Source organism: Actinophytocola sp., from assembly GCF_035712165.1.
Taxonomy (GTDB): Bacteria; Actinomycetota; Actinomycetes; order Mycobacteriales; family Pseudonocardiaceae; genus DASYTH01.
This window is the reverse complement of sequence record NZ_DASTBH010000480.1, coordinates 1-23,557: the sequence shown is the minus strand read 5'-3', so window position 1 is coordinate 23,557 and position 23,557 is coordinate 1. Positions and strand designations below refer to the sequence as shown.

The 23,557-nt window shown below is 71.9% G+C and carries 21 protein-coding genes, 1 tRNA gene and 1 riboswitch; of the genes, 11 read left to right on the top strand and 11 right to left on the bottom strand.

Annotation, left to right across the window (positions count from 1 at the left end):
- Positions 1-6 precede the first annotated feature (6 nt).
- The 7 genes from VFO68_RS27125 (at position 7) to VFO68_RS27095 (ending at position 9,353) form a co-directional block, all read left to right on the top strand.
- Entirely contained in the window at positions 7-792 is a 786-nt protein-coding gene (locus VFO68_RS27125; RefSeq protein WP_414635585.1) for a TatD family hydrolase, read from the top strand.
- Positions 793-1,090: 298 nt separating this feature from the next.
- The gene (locus VFO68_RS27120) at positions 1,091-2,593 is read left to right on the top strand and encodes a transglycosylase family protein (RefSeq protein ID WP_325161225.1); all 1,503 of its coding nucleotides are present in this window, start codon (positions 1,091-1,093) and stop codon (positions 2,591-2,593) included.
- 41 nt (positions 2,594-2,634) lie between these two features.
- On the top strand, positions 2,635-3,603 hold the full coding sequence (rsmA, locus tag VFO68_RS27115) for a 16S rRNA (adenine(1518)-N(6)/adenine(1519)-N(6))-dimethyltransferase RsmA (RefSeq protein WP_325161224.1): 969 nt from the start codon (positions 2,635-2,637) through the stop codon (positions 3,601-3,603).
- Between the two features lies 1 nt (position 3,604).
- Positions 3,605-3,694, top strand: a riboswitch (SAM riboswitch).
- A 179-nt stretch (positions 3,695-3,873) separates the two neighbouring features.
- The gene (locus tag VFO68_RS27110; RefSeq protein WP_325161223.1) at positions 3,874-4,884 is read left to right on the top strand and encodes a methionine ABC transporter ATP-binding protein; all 1,011 of its coding nucleotides are present in this window, start codon (positions 3,874-3,876) and stop codon (positions 4,882-4,884) included.
- 40 nt (positions 4,885-4,924) lie between these two features.
- Positions 4,925-5,890, top strand: a complete 966-nt coding sequence (locus VFO68_RS27105) for a 4-(cytidine 5'-diphospho)-2-C-methyl-D-erythritol kinase (protein WP_325161222.1) — start codon at positions 4,925-4,927, stop codon at positions 5,888-5,890.
- Complete coding sequence (locus VFO68_RS27100) at positions 5,890-7,656, top strand: ABC-F family ATP-binding cassette domain-containing protein (RefSeq protein ID WP_325161221.1); 1,767 nt, start codon at positions 5,890-5,892, stop codon at positions 7,654-7,656. The genes VFO68_RS27105 and VFO68_RS27100 overlap by 1 nt, the downstream gene beginning before the upstream one ends.
- Before the next feature lie 20 nt (positions 7,657-7,676).
- On the top strand, positions 7,677-9,353 hold the full coding sequence (locus VFO68_RS27095; protein ID WP_325161220.1) for a fatty acyl-AMP ligase: 1,677 nt from the start codon (positions 7,677-7,679) through the stop codon (positions 9,351-9,353).
- Positions 9,354-9,405: 52 nt separating this feature from the next.
- Here the strand turns inward: VFO68_RS27095 and VFO68_RS27090 are convergent, their stop codons facing one another.
- The 7 genes from VFO68_RS27090 to VFO68_RS27060 all read right to left on the bottom strand — a co-directional run bounded on the left by VFO68_RS27090 (position 9,406) and on the right by VFO68_RS27060 (position 16,127).
- The gene (locus tag VFO68_RS27090) at positions 9,406-10,098 is read right to left on the bottom strand and encodes a DivIVA domain-containing protein (RefSeq protein ID WP_325161219.1); all 693 of its coding nucleotides are present in this window, start codon (positions 10,096-10,098) and stop codon (positions 9,406-9,408) included.
- A 20-nt stretch (positions 10,099-10,118) separates the two neighbouring features.
- Entirely contained in the window at positions 10,119-10,706 is a 588-nt protein-coding gene (pth, locus tag VFO68_RS27085) for an aminoacyl-tRNA hydrolase (RefSeq protein WP_325161218.1), read from the bottom strand.
- A 132-nt stretch (positions 10,707-10,838) separates the two neighbouring features.
- Positions 10,839-11,468, bottom strand: a complete 630-nt coding sequence (locus tag VFO68_RS27080; RefSeq protein ID WP_325161217.1) for a 50S ribosomal protein L25/general stress protein Ctc — start codon at positions 11,466-11,468, stop codon at positions 10,839-10,841.
- Positions 11,469-11,653: 185 nt separating this feature from the next.
- Positions 11,654-12,634, bottom strand: coding sequence for a ribose-phosphate diphosphokinase (locus VFO68_RS27075; RefSeq protein ID WP_325161216.1), 981 nt, complete (start codon positions 12,632-12,634; stop codon positions 11,654-11,656).
- Between the two features lie 2 nt (positions 12,635-12,636).
- A complete protein-coding gene (gene glmU / locus VFO68_RS27070; RefSeq protein ID WP_325161215.1) occupies positions 12,637-14,133 on the bottom strand; it encodes a bifunctional UDP-N-acetylglucosamine diphosphorylase/glucosamine-1-phosphate N-acetyltransferase GlmU in 1,497 nt (498 codons plus the stop codon).
- A gap of 65 nt (positions 14,134-14,198) precedes the next feature.
- Entirely contained in the window at positions 14,199-15,983 is a 1,785-nt protein-coding gene (locus tag VFO68_RS27065; RefSeq protein ID WP_325161214.1) for a GGDEF domain-containing protein, read from the bottom strand.
- Between the two features lie 73 nt (positions 15,984-16,056).
- Positions 16,057-16,127 (bottom strand) — tRNA-Gln (locus tag VFO68_RS27060).
- 230 nt (positions 16,128-16,357) lie between these two features.
- Here VFO68_RS27060 and VFO68_RS27055 point away from each other — a divergent pair.
- Both VFO68_RS27055 and VFO68_RS27050 read left to right on the top strand, forming a co-directional pair.
- Positions 16,358-17,311: an acyl-CoA desaturase gene (locus VFO68_RS27055; RefSeq protein ID WP_325161213.1), complete on the top strand. Its 954-nt coding sequence runs from the start codon at positions 16,358-16,360 to the stop codon at positions 17,309-17,311.
- Between the two features lie 87 nt (positions 17,312-17,398).
- Positions 17,399-18,004 (top strand): TetR/AcrR family transcriptional regulator, encoded by a 606-nt coding sequence (locus tag VFO68_RS27050; protein WP_325161228.1) that lies wholly within the window; start codon positions 17,399-17,401, stop codon positions 18,002-18,004.
- A gap of 30 nt (positions 18,005-18,034) precedes the next feature.
- Here the strand turns inward: VFO68_RS27050 and VFO68_RS27045 are convergent, their stop codons facing one another.
- Positions 18,035-18,238 carry a hypothetical protein gene (locus VFO68_RS27045; protein WP_325161212.1) on the bottom strand — a complete coding sequence of 68 codons (204 nt, stop codon included), beginning with the start codon at positions 18,236-18,238 and terminating at the stop codon, positions 18,035-18,037.
- 41 nt (positions 18,239-18,279) lie between these two features.
- Positions 18,280-19,476: a PQQ-dependent sugar dehydrogenase gene (locus VFO68_RS27040; protein ID WP_325161211.1), complete on the bottom strand. Its 1,197-nt coding sequence runs from the start codon at positions 19,474-19,476 to the stop codon at positions 18,280-18,282.
- A gap of 62 nt (positions 19,477-19,538) precedes the next feature.
- Here VFO68_RS27040 and VFO68_RS27035 point away from each other — a divergent pair, with 62 nt between their 5' ends.
- The gene (locus VFO68_RS27035) at positions 19,539-21,065 is read left to right on the top strand and encodes a hypothetical protein (protein WP_325161210.1); all 1,527 of its coding nucleotides are present in this window, start codon (positions 19,539-19,541) and stop codon (positions 21,063-21,065) included.
- Here VFO68_RS27035 and VFO68_RS27030 read toward each other — a convergent pair.
- Positions 21,062-22,051, bottom strand: coding sequence for an o-succinylbenzoate synthase (locus VFO68_RS27030; protein WP_325161227.1), 990 nt, complete (start codon positions 22,049-22,051; stop codon positions 21,062-21,064). The genes VFO68_RS27035 and VFO68_RS27030 overlap by 4 nt on opposite strands.
- A 17-nt stretch (positions 22,052-22,068) precedes the next feature.
- Positions 22,069-22,584, bottom strand: coding sequence for a hypothetical protein (locus tag VFO68_RS27025; protein WP_325161209.1), 516 nt, complete (start codon positions 22,582-22,584; stop codon positions 22,069-22,071).
- Between the two features lie 192 nt (positions 22,585-22,776).
- On the opposite strand from VFO68_RS27025, the gene VFO68_RS27020 reads away from it, so the two are divergent.
- Positions 22,777-23,544 carry an enoyl-CoA hydratase/isomerase family protein gene (locus VFO68_RS27020; RefSeq protein ID WP_325161208.1) on the top strand — a complete coding sequence of 256 codons (768 nt, stop codon included), beginning with the start codon at positions 22,777-22,779 and terminating at the stop codon, positions 23,542-23,544.
- The last annotated feature ends 13 nt before the right edge of the window (positions 23,545-23,557 follow it).

The following is a 23,557-nucleotide window of genomic DNA, read 5'->3' as shown; positions in this document are numbered from 1 at the left end:
CAGCCGTTGCCGGTGCCCGTGGTGGACGCCCACACACATCTGGATGCCTGTGGTGCCAAGGCACCCGATGAGGTGTCCACAATGGTCGACCGGGCGGCGGCGGCCGGGGTGACCCGGGTGATCACCGTCGCCGACGACCTGGCCGCCGCGCGGTTCGCCGCCGAGGCGGCCACCTGGGACGACCGGGTGTTCGCCGCGGTGGCCATCCACCCGACCCGCACCGCGGCGTTCTCCGACGCCGACCGGGCGGAGATCGAGCGGCTCGCGGCGCGGCCCCGGGTCGTCGCGGTCGGGGAGACCGGCCTGGACTACTACTGGGACTACTCGCCGCCCGCGGCTCAGCAGGAGGCCTTCCGCTGGCACATCGACCTGGCCAAGCGGATCGGCAAACCCCTGATGATCCACTGCCGGGACGCCTATGAGGACGTGCTGCGCATCCTGGCCGAGGAGGACGCGCCGGCGCCGGTGGTCTTCCACTGCTTCTCCGGGGACGCCGAGATCGCGCGCCGCGCGCTGGCGGCCGGCTCGGTGCTCTCCTTCGCCGGCACGGTCACCTTCCGCAACGCCGCCGCGCTGCGCGAGGCCGCGGTGCTGACCCCGGCGGAGGCGCTGCTGGTCGAGACGGACGCCCCGTTCCTCACCCCGCATCCGTTCCGGGGCCGGCCGAACGAGCCGTACTGCGCGGCGTACACCGTGGCCGGCCTCGCCGAGCTGCGCGGCGCGGAGCTGGCCGAGCTGGCGGCCGCGGTCGGTGCGAACGCCGAGCGGATCTTCCGGTTACCGCCGTTGTGACGGCTCGTGTCAAGGTGGAGCCGGAGAGTGGTTCCCTCGGCCGAACGGGTGACGGTATTTACTACTTCTGTGGTGTGACGGAACTCACGACACGCCCGGAAGTGTTTGCGCGACGTCCCCGGCACCGTTACTGTCCCGTGACCGTACCCGGAACAAACCGGTGCGGGTGCAAGGCCCGAAGTCAGGCAGGCGCGAGTCGGGGCGCCGAGGCTCGCTGGCTCGGGGACGGTCTAACGGAACGAATGCGTGGATGTCGCGGTAGAACGCGGCCTGCCGCCTTCAGGAGGTACTCGAGCTCGTGACTGGCAACCGGACCGGCGAGACCGACGATCCGCGATTCACGGCGGACACCGACTGGTTCACCCCGGTAACGACGACCAGCGCCCCCGCGACCACCGTGCTGAGCGAGGACTTCCGCTCCTGGCGGTCGGAGTTCCCCGACTACTACGACGACGTCAACAGCTACTCCGAGTCGCTGGCGATCACGCCGAAGGACGTCCAGATCGCGCTCGGCCCGCAGGCCGACGAGCTGATGGCCGCGGCCAACATCGACGTCGACGAGCTGATCCGGCTGATCAACGCCGAGACCACCGTCTTACCGGTCATCCCGGACGACCTGTCCGCGCTGCACCCGCAGCCGCTGCACGTCTACCAGTCCCCGGAGCCGTCCGGGCTGGGCACGACGGTCAAGCGCTGGAAGCAGAGCTTCCTCAAGTCCACCATCGCCGCCCTGCTGGTCACCCTGATCGGCGGCGGCGCGGCGGCGATCGCGATGAACAAGTCCGTCACCATCGAGGTGGACGGCCAGACCGAGCAGGTCAACACCTACGCCTCCACGGTCGGTGAACTGCTCGAGGACGAGGGCGTCGCGGTCAGCGAGCACGACTCGCTGTCCCCGTCGCCGAGCGCGAGCATCGGCGACGGCGGCAAGGTCGTCCTGCAGCGCGGCCGGCTGCTGCACCTGACCATGGACGGCGAGCAGCGCGACCTGTGGGTCCGCGCCACCACCGTGGGCCAGGCGCTCAAGCAGCTCAACCTGGCGGCCGACGGGCTGTGGACGTCGGTCGGGGCCGACACCGAGGTGCCGCTGAACGGCATGACCCTCGAGCTGAAGACGGCCAAGAACATCACCCTGTTCGACGGCGGCAACCAGCCGCAGGCGCTGACCACCAACGCCGTCACGGTGACCGAGCTGCTCCAGCAGCTCAAGCTGAGCCTCGGCCCGGACGACGCGATCACCCCGGCCGGTGACCTCAAGATCACCAACGGCGCCGAGGTGCGGATCAGCCGCATGGGCGTGACGGTGGTCAACCAGACCGAGCAGGTCGCCCCGCCGGTGCAGAAGCAGGAAGACCCGGAGATGGACAGGGGCAAGGAGGTCGTCCTCGACCCCGGCGCCCCCGGCGAGCGGATCGCCACCTACCGGATCACCGTCAAGAACGGCAAAGAGGTCTCCAAGGAGGAGATCGGCGCCAAGGTCACCAAGGAAGCCAAGCCGAAGGTGGTCAAGGTCGGCACCAAGAAGCCGCCGCAGCCGGTGATCACCGACGCCGAGGTCTGGGACCGGCTGGCCCAGTGCGAGGCCGGCGGCAACTGGGCGATCAACACCGGCAACGGCTACTACGGCGGCCTGCAGTTCAACATCAGCACCTGGAACTCCAACGGCGGCGGCCAGTACGCCTCGCGCCCCGACCTGGCCACCCGCGAGCAGCAGATCGCCATCGCGACCCTGGTCCGCGACCGCCGCGGCGGTTACGGCGCCTGGCCCGCCTGCGCCCGCAAGCTCGGCCTGCCCACCTGACCCACCCACCCCGACCAGCGGCACGCCGTAGGCTCGGCCGGGTGACGGAGGTGGGGCTGCTCGGCCCGGTGCAGGTGCGGCAGCTCGCTGCCGAGCTCGGGGTGCGGCCGACCAAGCGGCTCGGGCAGAACTTCGTGCACGACCCGAACACCGTGCGGCGGATCGTCGAGACCGCCGGTCTCCGGCCGGACGACGTGGTCCTCGAGGTCGGGCCGGGCCTGGGATCGCTGACCCTGGGACTGCTGCCCGCTGCGGCGGCCGTGCTCGCGGTCGAGATCGACGGGGTGCTGGCCGGGCGGCTGCCCAGGACGGTCGCCGAACGCGCGCCCGGCCTCGCCGACCGGCTGGTCGTCAAGCACGCCGACGCGCTACGGATCACGGCCGGGGAGCTCGACCCGGTGCCGACCGCGCTGGTGGCCAACCTGCCGTACAACGTGGCCGTGCCGGTGGTGCTGCACCTGCTGGCCGAGCTGCCGAACCTGCGCACCGCGCTGGTGATGGTGCAGGCCGAAGTTGCCGACCGGATGGCCGCCGGGCCCGGCAGCCGGGTCTACGGGGTGCCCAGCGTCAAGGCGGCCTGGTTCGCCGACGTGCGCCGGGTGGCCACCGTCCCGCGCTCGGTGTTCTGGCCGGTGCCCAACGTGGACTCCGCGCTGGTCCTGCTCACCCGCCGGGAGCCGCCGTCGGGCGCCGACCGGGCCGCCGTGTTCCGGCTGGTGGACGCCGCGTTCGCGCAGCGCCGCAAGACGCTGCGGGCGGCGCTGGCCACCTGGGCCGGGTCGTCGAGCCGCGCTCAGGAGGTGCTCAGGTCGGCCGGCGTGGACCCGGCCACGCGCGGCGAGCAGCTCAGCGTCGCCGACTTCGCCCGGATCGCGGACCACGCGCTGGTCGGAGGACGCCTTAGGGGCCGCGGCGGCGCCCGGCTGAGGTGTGACGTGACAAACGTAAGCACTCATTTGTCTTTCCTGTGGCTTGCCTTCGGCCCGGCCGGTCAGGTGTACTGGCCGTAGTTATCCATCCCGAGCGGCCGAGAGACCTGGATCGACGACGCCGCAGCAACCACCCACCGTGGGCAGGTGCTACCGCCAGGAACGATGGAGGAGTGACGGGTATGCGAATCCTCACGTCGAGGCGCGTCATCGACCAGTGCCGCCGAACCGTGACGGGCTGTTTGGGCCACTGAGCCCCGCCTGTTCGGTTTCGGAAGTCCCTCGCGGACTGTCTACCTAGGACTTTGGCTGCTACGACAGCCGTTCTTGCGCTGCACTGGGAGTACAGACGTGATCACCCTGGAGAATCTCACCAAGTCGTTCCGTGGCAACACCGGCTCCGTCCTCGCCGTCGACAACGTCACCCTCGAGGTGTCGGCGGGCTCGATCGCCGGCGTGGTCGGCCCCGCCGGTTCCGGAAAATCCACCCTGGCCCGCCTGATCGCCCTGCAGGAACGCCCGGACAGCGGCGTCATCCGGCTCGACGGCGAGAACACCGGCGCACTGGACCCGCGCCGGCTGCGGCTGGCCCGAAGTCGGATCGGCGTGGTGCCGTCCGGGGAGACGCTGGTCGGCCAGCGCACCACGGCCGGCAACATCGCCGTTCCGCTCGAGCAGGCCGGCGTGGACGGCCCGCAGCGCCGCGCCAAGGTCGGGCAACTGCTCGACCTCATCGGCCTGACCGACAAGGCCGCCGCCTACCCCGACGCGCTCACCCCCGGCCAGCGGCGCCGGGTCGCCGTGGCCCGGGCGCTGGTGGGCGAGCCCACCGTGCTGCTCGCCGACGACCCGACCGGCGCGCTCGACCCGGACGGCGCGGCCGGCGTGCTCGCGGTGCTGGACCGCGCCCGCGCCGAGTTGGGTGCCACGGTCGTGCTGGCCACCGCCGACGCCGGGGTGGTCCGCCGGATCGCCGACGACGTGGCGGTGCTCGACCACGGCCGCATCGTCGAACGCGGCGGCCTGCTCGAACTGATCCAGCGGCCGCACAGCCGGCTGGCCGAGTCGGTGCTGCCCGGGATCGACCCGGCGGCGGCCAGCGCGGTCGGCCACGACCGGGTGGTGGACGTGGTGCTGATCGGGTTCGCCGCGGTCGGCGCCCTGCTGCCCGAGGCGGCCACCCGGTTCGGTGTGGACCTCCCGGTGCTCGGCGGCGGCCTGACCCGGCTCGGCGAGACCCCGGTGGCCCGGTTCCGGGTCGGCGTCACCGGCGCCCGCGCCGACACCGCCATCGCCTGGATCACCGACCGCGGCGGCGTGGTCCAACCGGTCCCGCCCGCCCTGCGCGGAGTGGCGGCGTAGCACGGTTTGGCGGTCGGCGGCGCCCCGTAGGCTGCACGGTGTGCTCGCCGTCGTTCCGCCGCCCGTCACCGTTCGAGTGCCCGCCAAGATCAACCTGCATCTGGGCGTCGGTGAGCTGCGGGCGGACGGCTACCACGAGCTGGCCACGGTCTTCCAGGCGCTGTCGCTGACCGACGAGGTCACCGTCGCGGTGGCCGAGGAGCCCGGGGTCGAGGTGCACGGCGAGGGCGCGCCCGCGGTGCCCACCAACGCCGAGAACCTGGCCTGGCAGGCCGCGCGGGCGCTGGCCACCTACATCGGCCGCAACCCCAACGACCTCAAGATCCGGGTGGTGATCCGCAAGGGCATCCCGGTGGCCGGGGGCATGGCCGGCGGCAGCGCCGACGCCGCCGCCGCGCTGGTCGCCCTGGCCGTGCTGTGGAAGCTGGAGATCGGCCGGGACGAGCTGACCACGATCGCCGCGACGGTGGGCAGCGACGTGCCGTTCGCCCTGCACGGCGGCACGGCGCTGGGCACCCGGCGCGGCGAGCAGCTGGTCCCGGTGCTGACCAGGCACACCTTCCACTGGGTGCTGGCCTTCGACCAGGACGGCCTGTCCACGCCGAGGGTGTACGCCGAGCTGGACCGGCTGCGCGCCGACGGCGACCCGCCCCGGCTCGGGCCGGTCGAACCGGTGCTCGAGGCGCTGGCCTCGGGCGACCCGCGTCAGCTCGCCCTGCTGCTCGGCAACGACCTGCAGGCCGCCGCCGTGTCGCTGCGGCCCGGCCTGCGCCGCACCCTGCGCGCCGGGGTCAACGCAGGCGCGCTGGCCGGTCTGGTGTCCGGTTCCGGCCCGACCTGCGCGTTCCTGTGCGAGGACGGCGACGCGGCGCTGCGTGTCGCGGCCGAGCTGGCCGGGGCCGGGGTCTGCCGGACGGTGCGGGTCGCGCACGGCCCGGTGCCGGGCGCGCGGGCCGTCGGCGGCGACGAGACACCCCGCCCGATCCCGCCCGAGGTCCACGCCTGATGGCCAACCTGGTCAACCTGGAGGGTGTCGGCAAGAGCTACGGCATGCGGCCGCTGCTGGACGGGGTGTCCCTCGGGGTCGGGGAGGGCGACCGGATCGGGGTGGTCGGCCTCAACGGGGGCGGCAAGACCACCCTGCTGGAGGTGCTCGCCGGGATCGAGCCGGCCGACTCCGGCCGGGTCAGCCGGACCAGGGACCTGCGCCTGGCCGTCGTCACCCAGCGCACCGAGCTGCCGGAGGGCGCCACGGTCCGCAACGCCGTGCTGGACCCGCTGGGCGTGACCGCCGAGCACGAGTGGGCGGCCGACCCGCGCGCCCGCGGCATCCTGACCGGGCTGGGCATCACCGCCTTCGGGTTGGACAGCCCGGTCTCCACGATGAGCGGCGGCGAGCGGCGCCGGGTGGCGCTGGCCGCGGCCCTGGTCCAGGACCTGGAGCTGCTGATCCTGGATGAGCCGACCAACCACCTCGACCTCGAGGGGGTGCGCTGGCTGGCCGCGCACCTCGTGGCCCGGCGCACCGCGCTGGTCGTGGTCACGCACGACCGCTGGTTCCTGGACACCGTGTGCACCCGGACCTGGGAGGTGGCGCTCGGCCGGGTCGAGCAGTACGAGGGCGGCTACGCGGACTGGGTGTTCGCCCGCGCCGAGCGGGCCCGGCTGGCCGAGACCGCCGAGGAGAAGCGGCGCAACCTGGCCCGCAAGGAGCTGGCCTGGCTGCGCCGCGGTGCGCCGGCCCGTACCTCCAAACCCCGCTACCGGATCGAGGCCGCCGAGGCGCTGATCTCCGACGTGCCGCCGCCGCGCGACTCGGTCGAGCTGCTCACCTTCGCCAAACGCCGGCTCGGCCGCACGGTGCTGGAACTGGAGGACGTCACGCTGTCGATCGGTGGCCGCCGGCTGCTGTCGGAGGTGACCTGGCGGGTCGGGCCGGGCGACCGGATCGGCCTGGTCGGGGTGAACGGATCGGGCAAGACCACGCTGGTGCGGCTGCTCGCCGGGGCGCTGGAGCCCGAGCGCGGGCGGCGGGTGCAGGGCCAGACGGTGGCGCTGGCCTACCTGACCCAGGAGCTTGCCGACCTCCCCGACGAGCTGCGGGTGCTGGAGGCGGTCGAGGAGATCGCCCGGCGGGTGACGCTGGGCAAGCAGGAGCTGTCCGCGTCGATGCTGCTGGAGCGGTTCGGGTTTCCGGCCAGCCGGCAGTGGACGCCGGTCGGGGACCTCTCCGGCGGGGAGCGGCGCCGGCTGCAGCTGTCCCGGCTGCTGATGACCGAGCCGAACGTGCTGCTGCTCGACGAGCCCACCAATGACCTGGACATCGACACGCTGCAGCAGTTGGAGGACCTGCTGGACTCGTGGGCGGGCACCCTGGTCGTGGTCTCGCACGACCGGTACCTGGTGGAGCGGGTCTGCGACAGCGTGTTCGCCCTGTTCGGGGACGGCCAGGTCACGCATCTGCCGGGCGGCATCGACGAGTACCTCACCCGCCGTGATGCCGCCGCCGTCGAGCCGCCGCCGGCCCGGGCCGCTGCCCCGCGCGCCGCGTCCAGCGCCGCCGACCAGCGCGCCGCCCGCAAGGAGATGGCGCGGCTGGAACGCCGGCTGGACCAGCTGGCCAAGCGCGAGGCGGAGCTGCACGGCGCGCTCGTCGAGGCCGCCACCGACGCCGAGCGGCTGCTGACCCTCGACGCCGAGCTGCGCCAGGTTCTGGCCGACAAGGATTCGGCCGAACAACTGTGGCTGGAGGCGGCGGATGCCGCCGAGTAGTCCCCTTTAGGGTGATGCTCGTGAGCTTTTTTGTTGACCGGCTGCTAGAAACCGCCGCGACGGTGGGGCAGCGTAACGGTGTCGTTACCGGTGAGCCGACCGAACCCACGCACACGACCTGGGCGCAGGTGCACGAACAGGCCCGGGCCATCGCGGGTGACCTGGTGGCGAACGGGCTGGCCAAGCACGCAGCGGTCGCCGTCCTCGCCGCGGAACCGGCCGCGATCGGACCGGCCGTGCAGGCGGTGTGGCTGGCCGGCGGCAGCGTCACCATGCTGCACCAGCCGACCCCGCGCACGGACATCGCGCACTGGGCCGAGGACACCGTCCGGGTGCTGAGCATGATCGACTCGAAGCTGGTGCTGCTCGGCGCGCCGTTCGAGGCGCTGGCTCCGGTGCTCGACGAGCACGGCATCGGCTACCGGCTGATCACCTCGCTGGGGGAGGGCGAGCCGCTGGCCGAGGTCGTCGAGGTGGACGAGGACGCCCCGGCGCTGCTGCAGCTGACCAGCGGCTCCACCGCGGAGCCCAAGGCGGTGCGGATCACGCACGGCAACCTGTGGACGAACATCTCGGCCATGGCCGAGAAGGCCGAGCTGGATGTCGAGAACGACATCATGGTGTCCTGGCTGCCGATGTTCCACGACATGGGGATGGTCGGCTTCTACACGACGCCGATGGTCATCGGGGTGCGGCTGGTCAAGGTCACCCCGGTGGACTTCCTGTCCGCGCCGCTGCTGTGGGCGCAGCTGATCACCAAGTACCGGGCCACGATCACCGCGGCGCCGAACTTCGCCTACGCGCTGCTCGGCCGCCGGCTGGGCGGGGCGGAGGACGACGCCGGCTACGACCTGTCCTCGCTGCGGCTCGCGCTCAACGGTGCCGAGCCGATCGACGAGAAGGCGGTTCGGTCGTTCACCGAGGCCGGCACCCGGTTCAAGATGGCGCCGGAGTGCGTGTTCCCGGCGTACGGGATGGCCGAGGTGACGCTCGCGGTGTCGTTCGTGCCGCTGCTCACCGGGTTGCGGCTGGACCACATCGACGCCGACAAGCTGGAGGCGCAGGGCCGCGCGGTGCCGGTCGCCCCGGACCAGGACGGTCCGGAGACGCGGGCGTTCGCGCTGCTGGGCCGGCCGCTGCCGGGCATCGAGGCGGAGGTGGTGGACGCGGAGGGCAACCGGCTCGGCGAGCGGGAGGTCGGCGAGATCCGGCTGCGCGGCGCGGCGGTCACTCCCGGCTACCTCACGGTGAACGGTCCGGTGCCGACCCAGGACGCCGACGGCTGGCTGGCCACCGGCGACATCGGCTACCTGGTGGACGGCGAGATCGTCATCTGCGGCCGGCAGAAGGACGTGATCATCCTGGCCGGTCGCAACATCTACCCGACCGACGTCGAGCGCGCGGCCACCTCGGTGGACGGTGTCCGGGCCGGCAACGCCGTCGCGGTCCGGCTGGACGCCGGCAGCCGCCGGGAGCGCTTCGCCGTGGTGGTGGAGTCCCGGCTGGCCGGCGACGAGGCCGCGGAACGCACGCTGCGCAAGCAGGTCGGCGCCCGGGTCTTCGAAGCCATCAACGCCCGCCCTTCGGCGGTCCTGGTCCTTCCCCCCGGCACTCTGCCCAAGACCCCCTCCGGCAAGCTCCGCCGCGCCGCCGCCGGCGAACAACTCGCCGCCAGCATCCAGGCCCGCGAAGGCTGAGCCGCCTCCCGGAATTTGGATGCGGTGGTTGCGTTCCAGCGGAGAGGCGCCCTTACCCCTCGCGGTTGCGGAGTTCTTCGACCCAGGCGGCGATGACGGCGTCGACGGCTTCGGTGTGGTAGCCCTGGCCGTTGAAGAAGGTGCGGGCCAGGCGGGCGTTGAGCAGGTCGGCCGAGGTGGGGCCGTCCGGTCGCTCGATGGCGATGGTGAGCAGCCGGGCCAGCTTCTCGACGTCGCCGGGGCGGTAGCCGCGGGCGCCGGGCGGAGCCGGCGGGATCGGCAGGGCGAGCAGCTGGAACGGCGGCTCGACGTCCGGCGGCGTTGCCGGGTAGCCGGCCGGGCCGGGCAGTGAGGGCGGCTGGACGAACGGCATCGGGGTGGTCTGCTCGGACGGCAACGGGCCCGGGACCGGGATCGGCTCCGGGCCGGCGGGGTGCGCGGCGGGCTTGCGGCGCGGCGGCGCCGAGCGGTCGGAGTCCACCCGGGCCAACTGCTCCAGCGTGCGCACCACGTCGTCGAGGAACCGGTCGACCTGGTCCTCGTTGTACCCGCGCTTGATCCGCGGCGCGTCCTCGAAGACGACCGTGCGGACCTCCTCGGCGGTCAGGCCGTCCTCGCCGGCCAGGGTGTCCTCCACCCGGTCCAGAAAGTCGTCGACCTGCTGCTCGTTGTAGCCCCGCTTGCCGAGCGGCGCCTTGTCGAAGACGACCGACCGCACGTCCTCCGGGGTGAGCGCTCGATCCATCTCGCTAGCTGCCTCCGTCGTCAGCCGGCGTGGAAAACATTCTGCGCGGCCTCCAATCCCATGCTGACCAACGCCTCCACCGCGTCGGCGCACCGGTCGACGGCGAACGCCAACTCCTTGCGCTCGACCGCGGAGAAGTCGCGGAGCACGAAATCGGCCGGGTCCATCCTTCCCGGCGGCCGGCCGATCCCGAACCGCACGCGATGGTAGTCCCTGCTGCCGAGTGACTTGGTGACGGCGCGGAGTCCGTTGTGGCCGTTCTCACCGCCGCCGAGTTTGAGCCGCACCGTGCCGTACGCCAGGTCGAGCTCGTCATGCACGACGACCAGCCGGTCCAGCGGCACCTTGAAGAAGCGCAGCACGCCGGCCACCGGCCCGCCGGACAGGTTCATGTAGGTGCGCGGCTTGGCCAGGGCCACCCGGGCGCCGGCCAGATGGCCTTCCAGGATCTCGACGCCGGCCTTGTGCGCCTTGAACTTCCCGCCCATCCGGTCGGCCAGCTCGTCGGCGACCAGGAACCCGACGTTGTGCCGGTTACCGAGGTACTGCGGGCCTGGGTTGCCCAGGCCGACGACCACGGTCAGGGCCGAAGCTGTGTTGTCATTCATGGGGCGCGCGCGATCGGATCTGCGGGGCGGGCCGGTTGGCTGCGCACCCGCGACCTCGCCGGACGGTGGCCTGCCGCCACAGATCCGAGCCTTCGGCCGGGACGCGCGCCACTCCGGGCTCCGCTGACCGGGTCAGTTCTCCTCGGACTCGTCCGACTCGTCGGCCGCCGGACGCTCCACGGCCTCGGCGCCCTCGGTGGGCTCGAGGTCCTCGGCGGTCGGGGCCACGTTCACCGCGACCACGAGCGCGTCGGCGTCGGTGGCGAGCGTCGCGCCGGCCGGCAGCGTCACCTGGCCGGCGTTGATCTGGGTGCCGGGCGCGGCGCCCTCGATGGACACCTCGAGCTGGTCGGGGATGTGCAGCGCCTCGACCTCGATCTGCACCGTGGTCAGGTCCTGGGTCATCAGCGTGCCCGGCGACGCCTCGCCGGTGATCACGATCGGGACCTCGACGGTGACCTTCTCGCCCCGCCGCACCAGCAGCAGGTCGACGTGCTCGATGTAGTTCTTGATCGGGTGCGTGGTGACGGTCTTGGTGAGCGCGAGCTCGCTGCTGGCGTTGCCCAGCTCGAGGGTCAGCACCGCGTTCTGGCCGTGCTCACGCACGACGCGGGCGAACTCGAGCGCCGGCAGCGCCAGGTGCTGCGGATCGGAGCCGTGGCCGTAGAGGACCGCGGGGATCTTGCCGGCGCGGCGGGTGCGGCGGGCGGCGCCCTTGCCGAACTCGGTGCGCGGTTCGGCGGCGAGACGGACCTCGGACACGGTGGTGCACTCCTTGCTGAGGAAACCTGCGGATCAAGACTGAAGGGGCGGCGGCCTTCGGCGGCGAGCGGACGCGAACGCGCGGCATACAAGCCGCCGCGTCGATCACGCCAGGTTGTCGAGCCCGCCCTCGCCGAGGCAACCCCGCTAGTTTACGTGCTGCTTACCGTGATCACGAACGGGGGTCAGGCATTGCCGTCGAACAGGCTGGTGACCGAGCCGTCCTCGAACACCGCCTGGATGGCCCTGGCCAGGAGCGGGGCGATGGAAAGCACGGTCAGGCCGGCGAAACGCTTCTCGTCCGGGATCGGCAGCGTGTTGGTGAACACCACCTCGTGCGCGCCGCACCGGGTGAGCCGCTCCGGCGCGTCGCCGGACAGCACGCCGTGCGTCGCGGCGATCACCACGCCGTCGGCGCCCTCGCGGATCAGCTGCTCGACCGCCTTCGCGATGGTGCCGCCGGTGTCGACCATGTCGTCGACCACCACGCACAGCCGGCCGCGCACGTCACCGACCACCCGGTTGGCGACGACATCGTTGGGCCGCAGCGGATCCCGGGTCTTGTGGATGAACGCGATCGGCCGGCCGCCCAGGTCGTCGGCCCACTTCTCGGCGAGCTTGGTGCGCCCGGCGTCCGGCGAGACCACGGTGACCTCGGCGTTGCCGTAGACGTCCTTGACGTAGGAGGAGAGCAGCGTCTGGGCCAGCAGGTGGTCCACCGGGCCGTCGAAGAACCCCTGGATCTGTGCGGTGTGCAGGTCCACGGTCATGATCCGGTCCACACCCGCGGTCTTGAACAGGTCGGCGATCAGCCGGGCCGAGATCGGCTCGCGGCCCTTGTGCTTCTTGTCCTGCCGGGCGTACGGGTAGAACGGCATGATCGCGGTGATCCGCTTGGCGCTGGCCCGCTTCAGCGCGTCCACCATGATCAGCTGTTCCATCACCCACTGGTTGATCGGCGCGGCGTGACTCTGGATCACGAACGCGTCGGTGCCGCGCACGGACTCCTCGAACCGCACGAAGATCTCGCCGTTGGCGAAGTCGTAGGCGGACTGCGGGGTGATGCTGACGTTGAGGTGCTTGGCCACCTCCTCGGCCAGTTCCGGATGGGCCCGGCCGGACAGGAACATCAGGTTCTTCTTGGGGGTACCGGACTTCGCGCTCATGTTCATCCCTCGCCGTCCAGGTCCGTACCGAGGCCCTCATTCTCGCCGGTCTCGGAGTCCAGCGCGCGCTGTGCCGCCTCGGCCGCCGGGGTGCCCTGGCGGTGTTTGAGCACCCACCGGTCGAGTATCCGTTGGGGTCCGCCGGAGACCGCGAGCGCGCCGGGCGGCACGTCGCGCCGGACCACGGTCCCGGCTCCGGTGTAGGCGCCGTCGCCGATGTGCACCGGTGCCACGAACATGTTGTCCGAACCGGTCCGGGCGTGCGACCCGACCACCGAGCGGTGCTTGGCCACACCGTCGTAGTTGACGAACACGCTGGCCGCGCCGATGTTGGTGTAGTCGCCGATGGTCGCATCGCCCACATAGGACAGATGGGGCACCTTCGAGCCGGTGCCGATCTCGGAGTTCTTCGCCTCGACGAAGGTGCCGATCTTGCCCCGCTCGCCGAGCGTGACGCCGGGCCGCAGGTAGGCGAACGGACCCACGCTCGCGCCCGGACCGATCCGGGAGCCGGTGCCGTGCGTGCGGATCACCGTCGCCCCGGCGCCGACCTCCATGTCGATGAGCGTGGTGTCCGGTCCGAGCACCGCGCCCGCGCCGACCACGGTGCGCCCGCGCAGTTGCACGCCCGGCTCGATCAGCACGTCGGCGGCCAGTTCGACGCCGGCGTCCAGCCAGGTGCTGGCCGGGTCGATCATGGTCACCCCGGCGCGCATCCACCGGTGCAGCAGCCGCCGGTTGTACTCGGCGCCCAGTTCGGCGAGCTGGACCCGGTCGTTGACACCGCGCACCAGCCATTCGTCGGCGCACGCCAGGGCACCCACCCGGTGTCCGGCCGCGCGGGCGATGCCGATCACGTCGGTGAGATACAGCTCACCCTGGGCGTTGTGCGGGTCGAGCCGGGCCAGCCCGGCGATGAGCACCTCGGCGTCGAACGCGTAGATCCCGGAGTTGATCTCGGCGATCCGGCGCTGTTCCTCGGTGGCGTCCTTCTGCTCCACGATCGCGCTGACCGCCCCGTCCGGGTCCCGCAGGATGCGGCCGTAGCCGGTCGGGTCGTCGACCACCGCGGTGAGCACGGTCACGGCGTTGCCGGCGGCGTCGTGCTCGTCGAGCAGGGCGGTGAGGGTGGCGGTGTCCAGCAGCGGCACGTCGCCGTAGGTCACCAGCACGGTGCCGGTGGCGAGGCCGGGCAGCGCGTCGAGCGCGCAGGACACCGCGTGTCCGGTGCCGTTCTGGGTTTCCTGCACCGCGACCGTCACCGGGCGGCCGAGCTCGCCGGCCAGCGTGTCCAGGTGCGCGCCGACCCGGTCGCGCCCGTGCCCGACCACCACGGCCAGGTGCTCCGGGTCGAGTCCGGCCGCGGCCCGGACCGCGTGCTCGACCAGCGTGCGGCCGGCGATGCCGTGCAGCACCTTGGGAGTCGCCGACCGCATCCGGGTGCCCTCCCCGGCGGCCAGAACGATCGAACCGAGCTGTGTGCGGCCACGGCGAGGCATCAGGTGCTCTCCAACGATTCAGTACACGTCCACCGAACACTGGGACTACCCAGGCAGTGGCGATACTACGGGCTGTCCGGCAGCACCCACGTCTGGTCGGCGGCGGCTTCGGCGAGCTCGGTGGCCAGCGTCACGGCCGCGACGTCGGACAGTCCCGGCAGCCCCGAACCGCCGGACCGGCCGGCCTCACCGCCGGCCGAGACGGCCATCACGCCGTTGCCGCCCTTGCGCTTGGCCTGGTACATCGCGGCGTCGGCGCGGGCCAGCGCCCGGCTCGCGGTCTCCTGCGGGCGTAACGAGACCACGCCGACCGACAGCGTCACGCCGTGCGAGAGGTCGTTGGGTAACGCGGCGACCGCGGCCGCGGCCCGGCCGAGCGCGGCCTCGGCGGCGTGCAGTGGCGCCCCGGGCAGCAGCACGATGAACTCGTCGCCGCCGTAGCGCGCGACCATGTCGTTGCCGCGCAACGTGTCCCGCAGCGTGCTGGCCACCACCCGGAGCACGTCGTCGCCCTCGGCGTGCGACATCCGGTCGTTGACCACCTTGAAGCCGTCCAGGTCCACCAGCGCGATCGCCAGCGGGTGGTTGGCCGGTGAGGCCACCAGGTTCTCCAGCCGCTCGTCGAGCGCGCGCCGGTTCGGCAGCCCGGTCAGCGGGTCCTGCAGGGCCTGCCGTTCGACGGTGCCGTGCCGGCGGGACAGCCGCTCGTGCTCGCGCCGGGTGTGCAGGGTGGTGATCCGCGACTCGCGCATCGCCCACAGCTGCTCTTCCAGCTCGGTGGCATAGGTCTCCAGCGCGTTGGCGGTGCGCTCGCCGGCCTCGGTGCCGGACAGCCGGGCGTACTCGCGGATCAGGCACACCCGCAGGGTGCGCTCGGACCCGTCGGCCAGCCAGTCCCGGACGTCGCCGAGCACCTTGACCGCCTGCTCGGTGTGCGACTCGGTCTCCAGACAGCGGGCCAGCGCGATGGCGACCAGGATCCGGTCGCGCGGGTAGAGCGGCGCCTCGATCAGCTGGGACAGCCGGTCGGTCCAGATCGTCGACGGGTGGGCCAGCGCGTGCGCGGCGCCGACCACCGGCTCGGTGGCCACGGCGGCCTCGTCCGGGCCGTCCGGGAACAACGCGTCCAGGGCGGTGGCGATCGCCGCGGCGGTGGTGAACCGCTCGATGGCCGCGGAGTTCTCGCCGATCCGCTCCAGATGTAAGCCCCAGCCGAGCAGCAACCGGGTCCGGTTGACCAGGTGCACCGAGATCATCTGCGGTCCGCCGCTGGCCCGCACGTAGCGGTTGGCCCTGGTCATCACCTTGTCGGCGGCCTCGTAGACGCCGAGCTGGGTGAGCACCAGGCCGATGTCCATCAGCGTCTCGGCCATCAGCACGTCGGAGGTGCGCCGGCCGAGCATCGCGTCCGGGGTGATGTCCTCGTCGAGGATCGCCAGCGCCACCGCGACGTCGGACAGCGCCTTGTCCTCGGCGCCGACCAGCAGCTGGCGGCGGCCGCGTAAGGCGTGCGTGTCGGCCTGCAGCACGGCCAGACCGTGCCGCTTGGTGTGCGCCAGCAGCTCGTCGAGCAGCGGCTCGGCCGAGTCGGCGAACTGGCTGTCGCCGACCCGGATCACGATGGCGGCCCGGAGCAGCTGGGCGACCATCCGCGGCTCGCCGCGGTGCTGGGCCTCGGCCAGCAGCCCGTCGAGCTCCTCGGTCCGCCGCTGCAGCTCGTCGGTCTCGCCGAGGGCGGAGTCCGGCAGCAGCTCCCGGGCGCGCCCGACAAGCCAGGCGTCCGACCGCTCGTTCAGCCCCGGGAGCTCCGTGCCCTCCGGGCTCCCGTCGCGGTCCGTGTCGCCTGTCACGCTTGCGGTCCACCCCTTGGTCAGACCGTCATTCGTCTGTGTTGTCGTCATGGTTCTCCCGCACCACTCCCCGCTCCGCCGCCAGGATTCGAACCTGAACCATCAGAACCAAAATCTGAGGTGCTGCCTTTACACCACGGCGGATCACTGGTGGACGACCGGTTTGCCAACCCGTGTCCAGCGGACATCGTGGCACGACCACCCACCGCAGGTCAGTACGCGGCGGCAACTAAATTCCCCGCGCGTCCAATCGGGTGTTATGTGGATCACACTACGCAGCGTGGCGATTACCCCATGGGACTGGCGTTGTCCGGGTGTCCAACCTACGCTGTCGTAAGTTAGGTCGGCCTTAGTAGATACAGAGGTACACCAGGATGACGACGACCCTCGAGCAGGACACCGGGACAGCCGAACGCGGGCCCAAACCGATCACCGAAGGCCGGCGCAACCTGCCGACACAGATCGCGGTGTACGTGTTCATCCTGGTCCCGTTCGCCGCCCTGATCGCCGCCGTGCCGCTGGCCTGGGGCTGGGGCCTGACCTGGGTCGACGTGCTGCTCGCGGTGTTCTTCTTCTACGTGGCCGGGTTGGGCGTCACCGTCGGCTACCACCGGCACTTCACGCACGGCTCGTTCAAGGCCAAGCGGGGCCTGCGGATCGCGCTGGCCATCGCCGGCAGCATGGCCGTGCAGGGACCGCCGATCACCTGGGTGGCCGACCACCGCCGGCACCACGCCTTCTCCGACAAGGAGGGCGACCCGCACTCGCCGTGGCTGTTCGGCACGTCGCCGTGGGCGCTGACCCGCGGGTTCTGGCACGCGCACATGGGCTGGGTCTTCGACACCGACGTGACCAACAAGCAGCGGTTCGCCCCGGACCTGCTGGCCGACCAGGACATCGTGCGGGTCAACAAGCAGTTCGTGCTGTGGACCACGCTGACCTTCGTGCTGCCGGCCGTGCTCGGCGGGCTGATCACCTGGTCCTGGTGGGGAGCGCTGACCGCGTTCTTCTGGGCCGGGTTCGTGCGGGTGGCGATCCTGCACCACGTCACCTGGTCCACCAACTCGATCTGCCACATGATCGGCGAGCGGCCGTTCGTCAGCCGGGACAAGGCGGCCAACTTCTGGCCGCTGGCGATCCTGAGCTTCGGCGAGTCGTGGCACAACCTGCACCACGCCGACCCCACCTGCGCCCGGCACGGCGTCAAGCGCGGCCAGCTGGACACCTCGGCGCGGCTGATCTGGATCTTCGAGAAGTTCGGCTGGGTCTACGACGTGCGCTGGCCGACCCAGCAGCGGTTGGCGAAGATCACCGCGGGCGCTGAGTAAACCCGGCGGCGGGGCCGCGGGCGCAACACCTAGAGTGTCGAGGTGGCGACTTCCCGCGGCCAGGGCACCCCGGTCGGCCGCGTGCGCATGACCGGGCGCGAGCGCCGGGAGCAACTGCTCGACGTGGCCCGCTCACTGTTCGCGGAGAAGGGCTTCGACGGCGCGTCGGTCGAGGAGATCGCGCACCGGGCGGGCGTGTCCAAGCCGGTGGTCTACGAGCATTTCGGCGGCAAGGAAGGCATCTACGCCGTCGTCGTGGACCGGGAGATGCAGGCGCTGCTCGGCCGGATGACCTCCGCGCTGGACGAGCAGGGCGCCCCGCGGGTGCTGCTGGAGCGCGCCGCGCACGCGCTACTGGACTATGTGGAATCGTCCGCCGACGGGTTCCGGATCATGGTGCGGGACTCCCCGGTGCCCGCCTCCACCGGCACGTTCTCCAGCCTGCTCAACGACATCGCGTCGCAGGTCGAGCACATCCTCGCCGTGCAGTTCGGCGCCCGAGGCTACGACCGCAAGCTCGCCACCCTCTACAGCCAGGCCCTGGTCGGCATGGTCGCCTTCACCGGCCAGTGGTGGCTGGAGGTCCGCAAACCCAAGAAGGACGAGGTCGTCGCCCACCTGGTCAACCTCGCCTGGAACGGCCTGTCCCACCTGGAGGGCAAACCCGGCCTCCGCGAACGCCCCCGGCCCTGAGCGCCGCCAGGCGCCGCGGAAGTGTGCGAGCTACTCCTCGTCGAGCGCCTCGTCCACCTGTTCCTGCGTGATCCGCGGAAGCCCCAGGCGGTCAAGGATCTCCCGGACGCCGAGGCGTGTCTCCATGTGTTCCCGGCGCAGGTTGTAGATGCTCTCGCCGTAGTGGGTCTCGACTTCGGTCACGCGCCCTTCGAGCTTGGTGATCCGGCGTTCGTGGGATTCCAGGGACGTCATGGCGCAGATGTTGGCATCCGGGTCCGGAGCTTCGGGTCCGATCATGCTGGTGTCACCCGAAGGAGTTTGTCGTCGTCGCCGTTGGTGGTGGTGAGGTAGAGGGCGCCGTCGGGGCCGGTGCGGGCGGCGCGCAGGCGGCCGAACTGGTCGTTGAACTCCGGCGGGATGGCCACCGACGCAACGGTTCCGGCCTCGGTCAGGGTCAGCAGCAGCACCTTGGCGCCCTTCAGCGCGGTGATCACCAGGGCGCCGTCGAGGGTGCCCCACTGCCGGCCGGACAGGAACGTCGCCGCGCAGATCGCCTCGGTGGTCTCACCGGACTGCCAGATCGCCGGCACCGCGTCCGGGAAGCGCTGCAGGTCGGTCATCGGCACCGACTCGTCGTAGCGCGTGGTATTCGCGCCGCCCCGGGACGGGTCCCAGCCGTAGTTGGCGCCCGGCTTGATCAGGTTGACCTCGTCGTTCTTGTCCGGCCCGTGCTCGGCGGTGAACACCTGGCCGCTGCCCGGCCGGATCGCCACGCCCTGCACGTTGCGGTGGCCGAAGGTGAGGATCCGCGAACCCGGGACCGGGTTGCCCGCGACGGGCTGACCGGTCCCGAGGTCGATCCGCAGCACCTTGCCGCCCAGACTGTTGCGGTCCTGGGGGATCAGCGGGTTGGACGCGGTGTCGCCGGTGCCGACCAGCAGCGCGCCGTCCGGGGCGAGGGTCGGCCGGCAGCCGGAGTGTCGCCCGGTGCTGATCGGCAGGCCGGTCAGCAGGTCCTTGACCCGGGAGGCGCTCTGCCCGTCGTCGGCCAGCCGCCAGGTCACCAGCCGGATGTCCTTGGGCTTGCCGCCCTCGGTGTGGGTCTGGCAGGTGGTGAACTGCCGCGAGGTGGCGAAGTCGGGATGGATCACCATGCCCATCAGGCCGCCCTCACCGCGGACCAGCACGTCGGCGGTGTCGGCCCGCACCTGGGTCGAGCTCGCTCCGGGCTGGCCGCTGGACAGCAGCGTGAACCGGCCCGGACGTTGGCTGACCAGAACCTTGCCGTCCGGCAGGAATCCGATGTCCCACCCGTGCGACAGGCCGCCGGCCACGGTCTCCACCTTGAACCCGGGCGTGCCCACCGTGCTGGACGGTGTGGACGGTGCTCCGCCGGACGTCGGGGCCGGCACCTCGCCGACTCCGGTGCCGCCGGAGCAGGAGGTGACGGCGGCGAGCACCGCGAGCAGGATGACCGGCCGGAATCTCATGGGGCCAGAATGGTCCGGCGCGCGTCTCAGCGGTGTGAGGGCCGCATGGATTGGGGTGGACGATGTACTGGAGCCAGTACGGCTGGGACAAGCAGCAGGATCGCGACATCAGCGAGTTACAGAACCAGCTGACCGGCCTGCAGTACGCGGCCCGTTCGTCGACGAGCCGGTTGCAGTCGGAGCTGTCGAAGGTCAGCGGATCACTCGAGCAGCGGCTCAGCCGGCTCGCGTCCGCCTTCGACGCGTTCGTCGAGCTGAGCGACCTGCGCATGACGCTGACGCTGTTCGACGCGCACGCCCGGGTGCGGCACCGGGCCCGGCAGCTGTTCGGTGAGCACCCGCTACCCGGCGAGTTGTCCGATGTGGACGGTTACTGGCTGGCGCCGGCCCTGTCCGCGCTGCACGCCCTGACCGACGGCGCCGCCGCGCCCGAGCCGGCCCTGGCGCTGGCGCGCTCCCGCGACCCACACCGGGCCGCACTGTTTCACGTGCTGGGCGCCGCGTTGCTCGGCCGGCCGGAGACGGTCACCCCGGCGATGGTCGCCGACGCGTTGCCCGAGCTCGACACCACCCCGCTGCTGTACCAGCGCGCCGTGTGGCTGCTCGCCGCCGACGGGCTGCTCGACGCCGGCGCCCGGGAGCACGTGCTGCTGTTGGGCCGGGCGCGCCTGGACACCCTGGACGACAAGGAACGCGCCGCGTCGGTCACCGCCTGGCGCTCGGCCGTCCGACCCGATCCGCCGGTCGCCGTGCCGCGTGCGCTCGGCCAGGCCACCGGTCTGATCACGGCGTTGGACGGCGCCGAGCGGCTGACCGTGCTGCGGCACTGGGTGGCCGCCGGCCTCGAACAGGGCGACAAGCCGGCCGGCGAGGTCGACTCCACCGCCCGGCACGCCCTGCAGTTGCTGGTCGACGAGGGCAGCCCGCTGGAACTGCCGTTGCTGACCCGGGAACGGGAGCTGCGCAAGGTGATCGAGTCGAACGGGGCGACGGCCAAGGCCACCGCGCCGGACGGCTGGGAGACTCCGGTCGAGCCGCTGGTCGCGCTGCTGCGCGCGGACGTCGTCGACGAGACCCACCCGGGCCGGCGGGCGCTGGGCATCCGGATGTCGGCAACGCACATCCTGGCCGCGGCCGAAGGGCTGGCGGAGCAGGCCCGGACGGCACCGCCCGAGCAGGTGGAGGCCCGGGTGGCGGGCTACCCGGTACTGGTCAGCCAGAGCGGCCCGGACGAGGCGTCCCTGGAACGGGCCATCCGTCGCCGGCTGGACCCGCACGGCACCCACCGCAGGCGCGTCGCCTACGGCGCGCTCGGCGCCGCCGTGGCGTTCCTGCTGTTCATCCTCGCCATCGGCTGGGTCGCGCTGGTGCCCGCCCTGGCCGCGCTGGGCGTCGCCGGCTACCAACTGCACCGCGAGCGGACCGAGAAGGCCGAGGCCCGGCAGCGCGAGACCGACCTGCGCGCCTCCGTGCGCGCCGAGGCCGACCGCTGCGTCGCCGACTACATCAAGTTCTGCCAGGACCTCACGCTCGCCCAGACCCACCTCGACGACGACCTGGCCGCTCTGCGCGCCCTGTTGGACCGTTAGCCGGCGCTGACCCGGGCGAGCCGGTCCCGCCACCACGCGGCGCGCCCGGGGTCGGTCAGCGCGTAGGTGTCGAGCAGGTCCGGATCGGGCGCCGGCGGTGTGCGGCGGACCGGCAGGTAGCCGTCCACCGGACGCAGCGCCGCCGCCGTCGGCACGACGTCGCCGGTCAGCAGCGACAACGTGCCCAGGCCACACGCGAACTCGAGCTCGGGCAGCGCCGCCGCGAGCGCGACCTGCGCGGCGAGCCCGACGCTGGTTTCCAACGCGGAGGAGACCACACACGGCAGCCCGGCGGCTTCGGCGACCTGCAGCGACCGGCGCACCCCGCCCAGCGGCGTGCACTTGAGGACCGCGACGTCGGCCGCGCCCGCGACCGCGACCCGCAGCGGGTCCTCCGCCCGCCGGATCGACTCGTCGGCGGCGACGCGCACGTCGACCCGGCGCCGCACGGCCGCCAACTCCTCGATGGTGCGGCAGGGTTGCTCGACGTACTCCAGGCCGCCGGCCGCCCGGTCCAGCTCGCGGATGTGCGTGACCGCCGTGTCCACGTCCCAGACGCCGTTGGCGTCGACCCGCACCGCCCCGCCCGGTCCCAGCGCGTCCCGCACCGCCTCGACCCGGGCAAGATCCTCGTTGAGCGAGTCCGCGTGGTCGGCGACCTTCACCTTGGCCGTGCCGCAGCCCGAACCGGCGGTGATCTCGTACGCCCGCTCCGGCCCGACCACCGGCACGATGCAGTTGACCGGGATGCGGTCCCGGACCGGCTCCGGCCAGCCTCCGGTGCACTGTTCGATGGCGGTGGCGAGCCACGCGGCGCACTCGCGGTCGTCGTAGTCGGCGAACGGGCAGAACTCGCCCCACCCGGCCGGTCCGGGGATCAACACGCCTTCGCGCACGGTGATACCCCGGAACCGGGTGCGCATCGGGATGGCATAGGGGTGGGCATTCTCGAAGTCGATCAGATGACCTCCTTGGACAGGGGGAATTCAACCAGCCCGGACGCTCAGTGGCTGATGGTCAGCGTGACGGCGCTGGTGTTGTCGGTGACGCCGGGGGCGAACAGGCAGGTCTGGGTGCTGAAGGAGCCGCCGGTCAGCGTCATGACCGCGTCCGAGCCGGTGAACTCGCCGGCGGTGATGGCGCCGATCGCGGTCATGATGGTCTGCCCGCCGCTCTGGCTGACGGTGTAGTCGAACTCGAAGGTGCTGGTTGCGGTGGTGTCCCAAACGATCTCCCACACGCCGGAGCTGGAGAACAGAATGGACAGGCAGGACAGCGGGATGTCGTCGCCGCCCGAGTCGGTGGTGCCCGAGTCGATGGTGTCGTCGATGCACTCGTAGTCGATGTGGCTGGCGATGTCGACGTCCTGTTCGAACAGTCGCAGCCCGGGATCGAAGGTGGCGTCCTCCTGCCCGACACAGACGATGTCGATGGTCGGATCCGCCTGGGCGGCACCCGGCACGGCCAACATGGTCAACGCCGCCAGCAGCACGCCAAGAAATATTCGTGTCCTACGCATGAGATCACGTCCTTCCACGATCGGAACCACCCAGGTTTCGCCGTTCGGACCGGGCGGACAAGCGCGCGTACCGCCACGCGGAACACCATTTTTATTGCCCGCACCTTTCGTGCGGGGAAAGGAAGTCGTCCCCCGTCCCGGCGTCGTCGCCCTCGGCCGCACCTCGCCCTGACCGGCCGTTACCGTTGCCGGGTGACGGAGTATCTGCGGCTGGCGGTGGACGGGGCGCTGGCGACCCTGACCATCGACCGGCCGGCCAAGCGCAACGCCATGAGCTACGAGATGTGGTCGGCGGTGCCCGGACTGCTGAGCAAGGTCGAAGCCGACGACGCGGTCCGGGTGCTGCTGATCCGGGGCGGCGACCACTTCTCGGCCGGGGCGGACATCGGGGAGTTCGCCACCTTGCGGGCGGACGCCGAGGGCGCGGCCCGGTACAGCGCGGCGGTGCACGCGGCCGAGCGGGCCATCGCCACGTGCCCCAAGCCGACGATCGCCGCGATCACCGGCAACTGCATCGGCGGCGGCTGCGAGCTCGCGCTGGCCTGCGACCTGCGGATCGCGGCCGACGACGCCAGCTTCGGGATCACCCCGGCCAAGCTCGGCATCGTCTACCACCTGACCTCCACGAAACAACTCGTCGACGCGGTCGGCCCGGCCTGGGCCAAGCAGATCCTGTTCAGCGGCGACCTCATCGACGCGGCGACGGCCCTGCGGATCGGTCTGGTCAACGAACTGCACCCGGCCGCGGAACTGCCGGACCGGGCGCGGCACCTGGCCCGCACCATCGCCGAGCGAGCCCAGATCAGCGTCCGGGGCGCCAAGACGATCGTGAGCCGGATCGTCGCCGGTCAGACCGAGGACGACGAAGCCGTGCACGTGCTGTACGCCCTGTCCGTCGCCAGCAACGACTACGCCGAAGGCGTGCGGGCCTTTCTGGAGAAGCGCCCACCGCGGTTCTGACCCCGGCGTGCCA

Coding starts and splice junctions, on each gene's coding strand:
- VFO68_RS27100 (WP_325161221.1), top strand. CDS start 5,890: ATGGCCAACCTGGTCAACCTGGAGGGTGTCGGCAAGAGCTACGGCATG.
- VFO68_RS27090 (WP_325161219.1), bottom strand. CDS start 10,098: ATGGATCGAGCGCTCACCCCGGAGGACGTGCGGTCGGTCGTCTTCGAC.
- pth (WP_325161218.1), bottom strand. CDS start 10,706: ATGAATGACAACACAGCTTCGGCCCTGACCGTGGTCGTCGGCCTGGGC.
- VFO68_RS27075 (WP_325161216.1), bottom strand. CDS start 12,634: ATGAGCGCGAAGTCCGGTACCCCCAAGAAGAACCTGATGTTCCTGTCC.
- glmU (WP_325161215.1), bottom strand. CDS start 14,133: ATGCCTCGCCGTGGCCGCACACAGCTCGGTTCGATCGTTCTGGCCGCC.
- VFO68_RS27055 (WP_325161213.1), top strand. CDS start 16,358: ATGACGACGACCCTCGAGCAGGACACCGGGACAGCCGAACGCGGGCCC.
- VFO68_RS27050 (WP_325161228.1), top strand. CDS start 17,399: ATGACCGGGCGCGAGCGCCGGGAGCAACTGCTCGACGTGGCCCGCTCA.
- VFO68_RS27045 (WP_325161212.1), bottom strand. CDS start 18,238: ATGACGTCCCTGGAATCCCACGAACGCCGGATCACCAAGCTCGAAGGG.
- VFO68_RS27040 (WP_325161211.1), bottom strand. CDS start 19,476: ATGAGATTCCGGCCGGTCATCCTGCTCGCGGTGCTCGCCGCCGTCACC.
- VFO68_RS27035 (WP_325161210.1), top strand. CDS start 19,539: ATGTACTGGAGCCAGTACGGCTGGGACAAGCAGCAGGATCGCGACATC.
- VFO68_RS27025 (WP_325161209.1), bottom strand. CDS start 22,584: ATGCGTAGGACACGAATATTTCTTGGCGTGCTGCTGGCGGCGTTGACC.